The sequence below is a fragment of the Flavobacterium gyeonganense genome (assembly GCF_029625295.1).
Lineage (GTDB): Bacteria > Bacteroidota > Bacteroidia > Flavobacteriales > Flavobacteriaceae > Flavobacterium > Flavobacterium gyeonganense.
The window spans coordinates 1364087-1376374 of sequence record NZ_CP121112.1 but is presented as its reverse complement, the minus strand read 5'-3'; the positions used below and the strand labels follow the sequence as shown (position 1 = coordinate 1376374).

Sequence of the window (12288 nt, the reverse complement as noted above, 5' to 3'; positions counted from 1 at the left end):
ATAATGCCAATTGCTATGCAGTTGGCATTTTTTTCTTTCAATTTTCTAATTGACACATTTTCTAATTACTTTTGGTATTTAAAATGTCCGACAATTTTATACTCAAACAAACAATCTTCCAAAACCTGTCCGCCTCCTACATTATGAACAATTAGGTTTCGTTTGCCATCAGCTGATTTTTTATTGGTAACAATTCCGATATGTGGGAGTTTGTTATTGATTATCCACGTCACGATTTCTCCCGTTTTATAATCTTTGCCATTTTCAGAAACAGGTAATTTTGTTCCTTTTCTTTCAAAAAAAACTTCAAGATTAGGAACTCTCCGATGATCGATATTCGTATCTGGTTTAGTCATTCCCCATTTTTCTAAATTTGGATATTTAGAAAAATTTTCAATCATATCTTCATGAACTTCTTTTTGTAAATCAATACCTAATTTTCGATAAGCACGAATAATAACATCTGTGCAAACACCTTTATTTACTGGTACATCTCCGTTTGGATATGTTATTGAGAAATAGGCCGGATCATAATCTATCGAAGGATCAATTATGGATATTGCTGCTTCTGAAAGTTTTTCTTCAAAAGTTTTTACGGCAGTTTTATTAGTGTTCCCGAAAGCTAAACTATTGTTTTCTTTTTGATTACAAGAAAAAAAGCAAAATAGGATTAAAACGATGGAGATAGTTTTCATTCTTTTTTGTTTTAAAATTAAGAATTATCAAAATAACAAATGACTTTTAATGAATGATTTTTCTTATTTTTAACAAATTTATTTTTTCGACTACTTATAAATAGGTTCTAGAAAAACAATTGAAAAACAGCCTTGATTCTTTACGCAATAACTTGAATTTTATTTTTTTAGAATAGAGACAGGAATTTAAAGATAGATATTGAGGGCATTATTATGAGATATCCGCCAGTAAAAATAATATTTAATATATACGCCAATGGAAGCAGTACATTTCCCTATTACAAACTGGTCAGAAGATGACCGCCCACGCGAAAAATTAATGCTGAAAGGCAAAAATGCTTTGAGCGATGCTGAATTAATTGCAATTTTAATTGGTTCAGGAAGCCGAAACGAGTCGGCAGTTGATTTGAGTAAAAGGATTTTAGCTAGTGTAGATACTTTGAATTCTCTAGGAAAAATGTCTTTGGGGCAACTAACCAATTTTAAAGGAATAGGAGAGGCTAAGGCCATTGCAATTATTGCAGCTCTTGAATTGGGCAGACGCCGAAGAGTGGAGGATGCTGTAGAATTAACAAAAATTACTTCCAGTAAAATTGTTTTTGAAATCATGCAGCCTATTATTGGTGAACTTCCACACGAAGAATTTTGGGTGCTTTTTCTGAATAATTCCAATAAGGTGATTTTAAAGTCTCAATTGAGCAAAGGTGGTATTTCAGGAACCATTGTAGATGTACGTTTAGTCTTTAAAGTGGCTTTAGAAAATGGAGCGACAGGCTTAATTTTGTGCCATAATCATCCTTCCGGAGGTTTAATTCCTAGTGATGCTGATAAGCAAATCACCAGGAAAATAAAGCAGGCTGGGGATAGTTTAGATGTTAAAGTTTTAGATCATCTTATCATAACTGAAACAAAATATTATAGTTTTGCAGATGAAGGAATTTTATGAGTTATGAGTAAAAATATTACCGATGTCTTTTTTGATTTAGACCACACACTTTGGGACTTTGACAGAAATTCAGAATTAGCTTTTAATCGAATTTTTGAGAGTAAATTTCCTGAAATCAATTGCCATGATTTTATTCAAAAGTATATTCCTGTAAATCAGGCTTGCTGGAAATTATATCAGAATGACAAAATTACACATCAGGAATTACGTTATAACAGACTGAAGTACTCGTTTGATGCTTTAGATTTTATTATTTCTGATGAAGACATTAATCAGATTGCAAATGATTATATTGAATTTTTAACAGATAACAATTATCTTTTTGAAGGGGCAATTGAAATTTTGGACTATCTGAAACCAAAATATAAGCTGCATATTATAACGAATGGTTTTGCCGGAGTTCAGGATAAAAAAATTAATAATGCTGCTATTTCAGGCTATTTTAATACAATTACAAATTCAGACCTGGCTGGTGTAAAAAAGCCAAATAGTATTATCTTTGATTATGCTGTGAAGCTGGCAAAGGCTTCAAAAGAAAATTGTATTATGATCGGTGATTGCCTGGATGCTGATGTTAATGGTGCTTTAAATGCTGGCCTGGATGCTATTTTTTTTAATGATAAAAAGGTTGCCGCTCCTGAAAATATAAAACAAATAAATAATTTATTAGAACTCAAAAAATATTTATAATTATGAAAATTAAATTTTTAGTATTTATTCTATTCACTTCATTCATTGGTTTTTCACAGTCAATTAATGATTATAAAGCTGTAATTGTGCCAATAAATTTTGATTTTGCCAAAGGAATTAATCCTTATCGATTATCAACTATGACAAAGGCAAATTTAATAAAAGCAGGATTTCAGGCTTTTTATGAGAATGATCAGCTCCCGGCAGAATTACTCAATAGATGTGATCTTTTATACGCAGATGTAAAAAGAGATAACGCTTTCCTCGTAACAAAACTTTTTGTAGAGTTTAAAGACTGTTATGGGAAAGTAGTTTATACATCTGAAACAGGAAGAAGCAAAGAGAAAGAATATGAGGTAGCATATAGGGAATCCCTCGATATGGCTTTCCTCTCTATATATGGCCTGCATTACAAATACAGTGGTAAAACAGCAATAACAGCTTCTGGTGTTGCATCAACAGCAGCGGTTACTGCTGCTCCTGCTGTAGCTGTAACTACAGTTTCTGCTCCTGTTGCAGATGTTTCAGATCCAAATTTACTTTATGCACAGCCAACAGAAAACGGGTATCAGTTAATTGATAAAACGCCAAAAGTGGTTATGAAGCTGCTTAAAACATCCCGCCCTGATTCTTTCATAGCCATAAAAGATGGTATTCAGGGAAGCTTGAATGCAAAAGACAATCAATGGTTTTTTGAATATTATCAAAATGACAAATTGATTTCTGAAAAAGTTTCAGTTAAATTCTAAAATATAATTTGGTTTAATAACCATATTTATCTTTCCAGCGGTTCTTTAAAAACTCTCGGTTGCTGTTCTCTCTTGAATTGCTCCCGGGATTATAAAGAACCGTTTCTTTTATAGCATCAGGTAAAAATTCCTGCTCGGCAAAGTTATTGGCATAATCATGTGAGTATTTGTAATCTTCACCATAACCCAGTTCTTTCATTAATTTTGTCGGCGCATTGCGTAAATGAATCGGAACAGGCAGGTCACCGGTCTGTTTAACTAATTGCTGGGCATTTCCAATAGCCAGATATGAAGCATTGCTTTTCGGCGATGTAGCAAGATAAATCGCACATTGGCTTAATATAATACGACTTTCAGGATAACCGATAGTCGAAACCGCCTGAAAAGTATTGTTTGCCATTATAAAGGCAGTAGGATTAGCATTTCCAATATCTTCACTGGATAAAATCAGCATTCTTCGGGCAATAAATTTAACATCTTCACCGCCTTCGATCATTCGGGCGAGCCAATAAACAGCGCCATTTGGATCGCTTCCTCTTATTGATTTTATAAAGGCAGAAACAATGTCATAGTGTTGTTCTCCCGTCTTGTCGTACAAAACCGTATTTTGCTGCACAAGTTCGAAAACCCTGTCGTTTGTTATGATAATTTCATTGCTGGCAGAAGCATTAACAACCAGCTCAAAAATATTTAATAATTTTCGTCCATCTCCACCAGATAATCTTAAAAGCGCTTCGGTTTCTTTTAGAATAATATTTTTGGCAGCCAATTCAGTATCCGTTTTCATGGCACGATGCAACAAGGCTTCAAGGTCGGTTTTTGTAAAAGCATTTAAAATATAAACCTGACAGCGCGATAATAATGCGGGAATAACCTCAAAACTTGGGTTCTCAGTAGTTGCTCCAATTAATGTTACCCATCCTTTTTCAACAGCAGCCAAAAGGGAATCCTGCTGTGATTTGCTAAAACGATGAATCTCATCAATAAACAAAATCGGATTTTTAGCTGTGAATAGCCCACCGCTTTGTTTTGCTTTTTCAATTACATCACGAATATCTTTCACACCAGAATTAATTGCGCTTAGTATATAAAAAGGGCGCTTGGATTCTTGTGCAATAATTTGAGCCAGCGTGGTCTTTCCTGTTCCAGGTGGTCCCCAGAAGATTAATGAAGGAATAATTCCTTTCGAAATTTGTTGCGTTAAAGATCCGTTTGGTCCAACCAGATGACTTTGACTAATGTAGTCTTCTAATTGCTGTGGTCGAATGCGTTCTGCTAAAGGTGCTTCCATTTTGTAAAATTACGAGTTTCAATTTTATTTCTCATTTTTTTGGAGCTAATTCCTGCTGTCCACTATATCTTTTCCCTGTTAAAGAAGCAGGGAAAAGGATGCCGTTTCCATCAGGGCTATGAATTGTAGATCGAGATATTTCTGTTTTGCTGACAAATTATCAGGAAATTGCAATTGGATAGTTTTTTGATGATCATTTATTAAACTCAATAAAAACATGAACGATAACCACTTTAAATTTTCTACCGCTGTTATTGGTCTTCCGGTATTTTTTGTTCTTTTACTTTGGATTATCTATTGGATCCAGATCCGGTTTGATTTTGACTTCTATCAAAACGGAATATTCCCCCGTGATTTCTCCGGCTTACAGGGTGTTTTATTTAGTCCGTTTATTCATGAAAATTTAAATCATCTTTATAATAACTCTATTCCGCTTATTGTATTATTGCCTGCCTTACAGTTTTTTTACCCGAAGCAATCTTTAGGTGTTATTGGTTACGGAATTTTATTTTCGGGTTTAATTACCTGGCTTATTGGCCGTGAAAATTATCACATTGGGGCTAGTGGACTGATTTATGTTCTGGTAAGCTTTATATTCTTTAAAGGCATCCAGACTAGGTATTATCGTTTAGTAGCATTGTCATTTGCTGTGATTTTATTATATGGCGGGATGATTTGGTATGTTTTTCCAGATGTTGATCAAAATATTTCATGGGAGGGGCATTTGGCAGGTTTTATAACAGGATTCGCTATGACATTATTCTATAAAACTCCTGAGTATGCAAAACCCATTGTCTATGATTGGCAAAGGCCTGATTTTGATCCCGATCAGGATCCCTTTATGAAACACTTTGATGAAAACGGAAATTTTGTCAATATAGACAGACCTGATGAAGAACCTGAAATTATTTCTACTTATTTCAATTCCGATGTTTCGGTAAATTATATCATAACTAAATCAGAAGATAAAACAAATTAGTAGATAGTTAAGCATAAAAAAAAACACTTCGATTAGAAGTGTTTTTTAGTCTTTATTATAGACTGTTATTTTAACTTCTTTGACGAACAGTTTCGTATAAAAATGCCCCACAGGCTACTGAAACATTAAGTGATCCAATAGAGCCGAACATTGGAAGTTTTGCTTTTTCATCCACAATTTTAAGAACAGAAGGATTTATTCCTCTGTCTTCAGATCCCATGATAATTGCAATAGCTTCATTTAGGTCAACATCATAAATATTTTGATCCGTTTTTTCAGTGGCAGCAACCGTTTTAATTCCTGATCCCTGAAGATAAAAAATAGCATCTTTGATATGTTCAACCTTACAGATAGGAACATTAAAAACAGCTCCAGCTGAAGTTTTTACTGTATCCCCGTTAACAGGAGCTGAACCTGCCTTTTGAACAATAATTCCATTTACACCAGTACACTCTGCTGTTCTTATGATGGCACCAAAATTTCTTGCATCAGAAATCTGGTCTAATATTAAAAACAAAGGTTTCGAACCTGATTCAATTGTAGATTCAACAAGATTCTCCAATTCTATAAATCCAATAGGGGATATAGTAGCAACAGCTCCCTGATGATTATTTGGTGTTAAGCGATTCAGTTTTTCAACAGGAACATAAGAGAAATTAATGTTAGCACGTTTCATCACTTTCATTAAATCTTTCATTAACTCACCAGAAATTTCTTTTTGGATGAATACTTTGTCTACTTCTTTTCCTGCCTGAATAGCTTCTATTATGGCTCTGATTCCAAATATTTGATGTTCTTTTTCCATAGGGCAAATGTAAGTATAATGTTTTATATAAAAAAAAACCACTCTGAATGGACAGAGTGGTTTTGTATTATTTTGTGTTTTAACTAATAATTAGTTAGCGTCCCACCAAACTTTAGTAGTTACATTACTAACCACAGTTGCATTAGGGTTGTATTGTCTCTCATCAGATGGAGTAGGCAGTCTTACAGGAATAACTTTAGTATCTGAATTTTGGTTTGGTACCAAAGCAGGAAAACCTGTTCTTCTGTAATCATTATAAGGCTCCATTGTTAAGAATAAAGCAATATATTTTTGTTGTATAATATTAGCAATGTCAAATGTAGCAGTTGCATTTGCTAAGAAGGTAGCTGATGGCGCATCACCAGTAATTTTGGTCACAGAAGCAGTTACAGCTTCTTGCAATGCAGTTTGTACACCCGGTTGTCCTAATCTGGCTTTCGCCTCAGCTTCAATAAATTTTGCTTCCGCATAAGTCACTATTCCAATTTGCCAATCTGGATTAGCGAAGCCCTTTTGTGTAATTGGGGCTGGTGGGGTAAAATAACCTCCTATGTAAGAGGTTGTTGTGGTATTGTCGTCTTCAGGAGCATTTCCTGAATAACCGCCAGATTTTTTTTCAACCATGAAAGGTAATCTCGGGTCATTATTTGTTACTAAATAATCCACAAAATATTTACCCATTTTCATATAGTTTCGACGTTGAACATTATAGGCATACCATTGATTAAATGAATTAGCACCCCCAAGGAATTTAGTATTTGCATCATCATCTGAAGATGTCATTCCTGATTGCGTAATATAGTCTAGAGCTTTTTGTGCTGCATTAGCATCAACTGCAGTTAACCTTAAAGCATATCTTGCTTTTAAGACATATGCAACTTTAGTCCATTTTTCAGTATCTCCTCCAAAAATTAAATCATCATCATCAGGTACTTCTTCGTTGCTTGCTTCAGGCTGAGATAAATTTACAATAGCTTTATCTAATAGAGTTTGAATTCTTTGATAGATTTCTTGTTGCGTATTGTATTTTGGTGTTTTGTTTCCTTCTGCAGCTAAGAAAGCTTCATCATAAGGAACATCTCCCCACATATCAGTTACGTAGCCTAAGTTTATTGCACTTAATATTTGACCAATTCCATTGTAGTATGGGTAATTAAGGGCGAAATCTCGGTTTAAAATATGTCCATTCATCAAAGTAGTTTGATAGATGGTATTCCACTCATTATTTACATCACCTTCTGTAACTGTATAAAGACCTACAGCTCCTAATTGTCCTATGTTTGTGCCTTGTAGGTGTTGTGTGAAAATACCAGCATTTCTCATTATCCCACTAGTGTGGGTTTGAAATGTACTTAATTCCATTGCAGCTACTAGCAACGAAGGGTTACTTGTGTCAGGATCGTTAGGATTATTGTTGAAATCATCTAACTCAGTCTGGCAACCAGTTAGCATACTAATGCTAAACGCTGCAAGAATTATATTTTTTATATATTTTTTCATTTTTATTATATTTAAATTAGAAGCTTGCACGTAGACCCATTATGAAAGATTTACTTCCTGGATTATTGAAATAATCTAAACCATTAATACGTGAACCAGCTCCTGTCAAACTTGTTTCAGGATCTACTCCTTTGTAGTTGGTGTCTAACCATAAGTTTCTTCCCGTGATTGATAATTGTGCAGAACTTAAAAATGGAAATTGTTTTACATTGAAATCATAAGTAAGGCTTACGTCACGTAATCTAACCCAATTAACGTCTGTTGTTGCTTCTTCAGCAGCAGCTAAACTACTATCTCCTTTGAAGTTTTGAAAATAACTTTTAGCAGATATTTCAATATTATTTGGAGTTCCGTCTTCTTTAACACCAGGGATGATGTATGTTCGTTCTCTATCAGCAGAACCTTCTGAAACACCAATTGTGTTTAATCTTGCTCCTGTACCATTGTAAACAACGCCACCATGTCTGATATCTAATAAGGCTGATAAGCTAACTCGTTTGTATGTGAATGTGTTTCTAATACCACCTGTCCAGTTTGGTGCTGAATTTCCTAAATTTCCAGTTTCTGGATCTAATTTAGCTAAACCATTTGTACCAACAATAATTTGACCATTCGCATCACGTAACCATCTTGTGCCATAAAAACTACCTAAAGGCTGTCCAGCAACAGCATAATATCCAATTGAAGAGAAAGCAGATTCTACAGAAATTTCACTTAAACCACCAGAGATGTCTGTAACTTCGTTTTCATTTTTAGCCCAGTTTAAGTTGATATTCCACTGAAATGGTTTGCTTTTTTCGAAAATATCATAGCCGATTTCAAGTTCAATACCTTTGTTAACTAATTCTGCAGCGTTTCTATATTGTGAAGAATAACCTGAAGATTGCGCTAATGGGACATCAATTAATAAATCTTTTGATGTTTTGTAATAAAAATTTAAATCTACAGCTAAACGATTATCGAAAAATTTTGTACTTAAGCCTAAATCATGACCTAATACTCTTTCTGGTTTTAAGTCTGGATTTCCTAAACGTCCTGCTAATGCCATACCGTTAACTCCGTCATAAGGAAAACTTAATCCATCAGTAAAACCATCTGTAAGACTTGGTTGTCCATAATAACTTTTTGTGCGATAAGGTGCTGGAGCAATACCTACTTCTCCGTAACCATAGCTTACTTTTACATAGTTAGCCCAGTCAAAAGTGTTTGAAAGAATCCATGCAGCAGTTCCTGAAGGAAATATGGCGCTTTTTATATTATCTCCATATGTGGATGACCATTCTTTTCTTACAGTACCCGTTATGAAAATTTGATCCTTAATATCAAAATCTACTTGAGCAAATAAAGCTCTTGAAATAGAATTTTCCTCGTAATTAGAAGCGTATAATTCAGTTGCATTAGCTAAATTATAAACATATCTTACAGATAATCCTTTACCTCTTGAGAAAACGTCTAAGTATTGCGTAGAACGCAAGTTAAGACCTGCAGTATAATTAATTTTTAACCAGTCTGATTTTAATGGTATCAAACCAGATGCAATTAAATCTCCATAATAGTCTTTGTTTGTAAGGCTGTTGAAAGCAACTTCACCAATTCCGCCTAAACTATCTCCATTTGATGAGACTGCATAAATTTGTTTACGGGCATCAGAATAAGTATCAATACCAGCTTTGGCAGTTAAAGATAACCATTCAGCATGATTATAAGTTAAGAAAATGTTACCTAATACACGATTAACATCGCTTGTAGCAGGGTTTTCATTTACAGTAAAGTATGGGTTGTCATATGCTGCAAAGTAGTTAGTATTGTTGCCAAATCCATCTTTGTAGTTTCTTAAATCATAGCTTATTGGAGAACGCATCAAACTTAACATAACACCAGAGGTGTTACTACCATTTTGTGCTAATGTGTTAGTGGTATGAGTGTATTGCATACTTGCTCCGGCTTTCCAGTTTTCACTTAATTTCAAGTCTCCTGCAAGTCTGATAGTGTTTCTTTTTAAGCCAGTTTCAGGAATCATACCTGTTTGTGTTACATTTCCATATGATGCTCTGAAAGTCGCTTTGTTATCTCCTCCATAGAAAGAAATATTATTTGTAAAGGTTATGCCATCCTGAAAGAAATTACCTATGTTATCATAAGTAGGTAGACCTAATGATGCAGCAGTAGGACCCCAGCTTTGTGGAGTATTTGGGTCTGGAGCAGTTATAGTTGGTACAGTGCCTTGTATATATTTATTTTGCCTTGCTGGAAGCTGACTCACTCTGTCAATTGCTAATGAGGTATTGAAATCAATTCCTAATCCTTTGCCGGCTTTTCCTTTCTTTGTTGTGTAGATAATAACACCATTTCCGGCTCTAGCTCCGTAAAGTGCAGCAGCGGCCGGTCCTTTAAGGATAGTAACACTTTCTACATCATTTGGATTGATATCTAAGGCTCTATTGGAGTTGTTGATACCGGATAAATTTGCATTAAAAGGATTGTCTCCAGCTGTAGTTTGTGTTGTAGTATTATCTATAGGAATACCGTCTACAACGATTAAAGGGTCTGTAGTACCGGTAATTGTATTAGCGCCTCTAATAATGATTTTACTAGAAGCACCCGGGGTTCCGCCTGATCCTATGATTTGAACACCAGCAGCTTTTCCAGCTAATGCCTGAAGCACGTTTTGCTCTCCAGATTTTGTAATTTCATCTGAAGTTACTTTAGATACTGCGTATCCAAGTTTTTTCTCTTCTTTTTTTATGCCCAATGCGGTTACAACCACACCTTCCAGTTCAACTGAGTCATCTTTTAATTTTACGTTAATAGATGTCGAACTAGCAGCTACTTCCTGGCTTTTCATCCCAATGTAGCTAAATACCAAAACCTGGCTTGGTGCTGCTTTGATAGTGAATTTACCATCAAAATCTGTTTGTGTTCCTGCTTTGGTTCCTTTAACTAATACACTCACACCCGGTAAAGGCATGCCTGAATTGTCAGAAACTGTTCCAGAAACAGCTCTCTCTTGTGCAAATGTGATTTGCGCAACTAGTGCCAGTAAAAGCACTAAAAATCCATTGAACTTTAGTTTCATTTTTAAATATTTTGAATTAGTATCGCAAAACTCTTAATAATTTGTTAACTATCCTAATAAATATTTTTTTTTTTAGTAAATATCAAAATTTAACATTATAACATATGTTTATGATAGTGTTATATAATTTTAAATTTTGATCATTTGAAATATTGTTTGTAAGGTTAATCTTTAGTAGTCCATTTGTAGTTTGAATAGATGTTCCGATTCCAATTCCGGTTAGTTTATCAATTTTGGTTTTGTCCTCACTTCTTGTTAAGTCTTGATATATCGCATAATCAAGAATTGAATTTACATATAAATTTTTTGAGACTAGGTATCTGTATTCTGTGAGAATCGAAGAGAATAAATTTGCCTGGAGACTATTTTCTAAAAAACCTCTAATTGAATTTATTCCACCAAATCGATAGAGTTCGTTTACTAAATAGTTTTTGCTTGAAAGATAAAAATTTTGTGAATTTATGTTAATGAAGTTCTTTTGATTGAGCTCAAAATTGTATGAGAAGTTTAAATTTGTGTAAAACTGCCTGCTGCTGACCACTGTTTCAAGTTGGTTATTTGTGTTTCTTTTTCCAAAACCAAAAATTAAGTTAACATTTGCTTTTTTTGATAACAAATTATTAAGAGGGTCTGTTTTTGTGTAATCGAAGGTTGAAGTTGTAAAAGAATTTTTGAAATCACTAACTATTGTGTTGTTTGTGTTTTGAATATCGCTGGATTCTGTAGATTGGTAACCAATGTAAAATTTTGAGTTATAATTTATATAATACCCTAAATCAATTCCTGTTTTTGTGTTTTGGAAAGTACTGTCTTGTTTGAATATGTTTAGCTGTGCTTTGATTCCAAGAGGCGATTTGAAAATGTATGGTATTTCTAATTTTGTATTGAATGTTTTTTGTTGGTTTCCATCGCTTTTCCAGTATAATGAAAATTTTTCACCGGCAAGAAGAGTGTTTTCTAAAGTAATATCTAGATATCCGTTTAGGTTTATTTTTTTGTTTTCATCATTTGAAAATCCAATATAACCATCAAATGTGTTTGCTTTTCTTTTTTCAAGATAAATGTAAACTTTGGTTGAATCTTTTGTGAATAATATTTCGGGATATTTTGATTGTTCTATAAAGCCAAAATTATTTATATCGTTATGAAGTTCTTTGATGGTGTTTTGATTAAAAGTTTTGTTGATGTATTTTTTGTTAAGTTGCTTGAGATGTCCTTTTGGAAAAAAATCCTTTCGATTGTTATTTATGTAATTTGTAATAATGGAATTTACATTGCGTTTTTTTTCCAAATTAAAATTTAAGTCGGCATAAATTATTGAATTCTTTCTTCGGATGTTTCTTAATTTTATCTTGCTTAAAGGAAATCCTTGTTTTTCTGCTTCAATAATTTTTTGATTTATATAGTTTTCGGTCTCTTCGTAAGGAATTATTACTGTATCATTTTTTGTTTCTGAAGGATTGAAAAATGAATTATTTATACCTATATATATATAGGTGTATTTTGTTTTCTTTCCAAGCGACAATTTATAGGTGTAAATTGAGTCATTTATTTTAG

10 protein-coding genes are annotated in these 12288 nt (G+C 33.7%); 4 read left to right on the top strand and 6 right to left on the bottom strand.

The genetic code is table 11. The annotated features are described in order from the left end of the window. Nucleotides 1-65: 65 nt before the first annotated feature. A complete protein-coding gene (locus P5P89_RS06070; RefSeq protein ID WP_278011154.1) occupies nt 66-695 on the bottom strand; it encodes a DUF1287 domain-containing protein in 630 nt (209 codons plus the stop codon). 256 nt (nt 696-951) lie between these two features. On the opposite strand from P5P89_RS06070, the gene radC reads away from it, so the two are divergent. From radC to P5P89_RS06055, 3 genes are read left to right on the top strand one after another with little or no spacing between them, the layout of a single operon-like run. Beyond that, on the top strand, nt 952-1641 hold the full coding sequence (gene radC, locus P5P89_RS06065) for a RadC family protein (protein WP_278011153.1): 690 nt from the start codon (nt 952-954) through the stop codon (nt 1639-1641). Between the two features lie 3 nt (nt 1642-1644). Further along, nucleotides 1645-2331, top strand: a complete 687-nt coding sequence (locus P5P89_RS06060) for a YjjG family noncanonical pyrimidine nucleotidase (RefSeq protein ID WP_278011152.1) — start codon at nt 1645-1647, stop codon at nt 2329-2331. Between the two features lie 2 nt (nt 2332-2333). Then, nucleotides 2334-3080, top strand: a complete 747-nt coding sequence (locus P5P89_RS06055; RefSeq protein ID WP_278011151.1) for a hypothetical protein — start codon at nt 2334-2336, stop codon at nt 3078-3080. A 13-nt stretch (nt 3081-3093) separates the two neighbouring features. On the opposite strand, the gene P5P89_RS06050 is transcribed toward P5P89_RS06055, so the two are convergent. Next, complete coding sequence (locus P5P89_RS06050) at nt 3094-4371, bottom strand: replication-associated recombination protein A (protein WP_278011150.1); 1278 nt, start codon at nt 4369-4371, stop codon at nt 3094-3096. 217 nt (nt 4372-4588) lie between these two features. On the opposite strand from P5P89_RS06050, the gene P5P89_RS06045 reads away from it, so the two are divergent. Continuing rightward, nucleotides 4589-5350, top strand: a complete 762-nt coding sequence (locus tag P5P89_RS06045; protein WP_278011149.1) for a rhomboid family intramembrane serine protease — start codon at nt 4589-4591, stop codon at nt 5348-5350. 70 nt (nt 5351-5420) lie between these two features. On the opposite strand, the gene rlmB is transcribed toward P5P89_RS06045, so the two are convergent. From rlmB to P5P89_RS06025, 4 genes are all read right to left on the bottom strand, one after another. Then, nucleotides 5421-6155 carry a 23S rRNA (guanosine(2251)-2'-O)-methyltransferase RlmB gene (gene rlmB, locus P5P89_RS06040; protein ID WP_278011148.1) on the bottom strand — a complete coding sequence of 245 codons (735 nt, stop codon included), beginning with the start codon at nt 6153-6155 and terminating at the stop codon, nt 5421-5423. Nucleotides 6156-6245: 90 nt separating this feature from the next. Next, nucleotides 6246-7655: a SusD/RagB family nutrient-binding outer membrane lipoprotein gene (locus P5P89_RS06035; protein ID WP_278011147.1), complete on the bottom strand. Its 1410-nt coding sequence runs from the start codon at nt 7653-7655 to the stop codon at nt 6246-6248. A gap of 16 nt (nt 7656-7671) precedes the next feature. After that, nucleotides 7672-10731 carry a SusC/RagA family TonB-linked outer membrane protein gene (locus tag P5P89_RS06030; protein ID WP_278011146.1) on the bottom strand — a complete coding sequence of 1020 codons (3060 nt, stop codon included), beginning with the start codon at nt 10729-10731 and terminating at the stop codon, nt 7672-7674. Nucleotides 10732-10813: 82 nt separating this feature from the next. Continuing rightward, nucleotides 10814-12256 (bottom strand): BamA/TamA family outer membrane protein, encoded by a 1443-nt coding sequence (locus P5P89_RS06025; RefSeq protein ID WP_278011145.1) that lies wholly within the window; start codon nt 12254-12256, stop codon nt 10814-10816. Nucleotides 12257-12288: the final 32 nt, after the last annotated feature.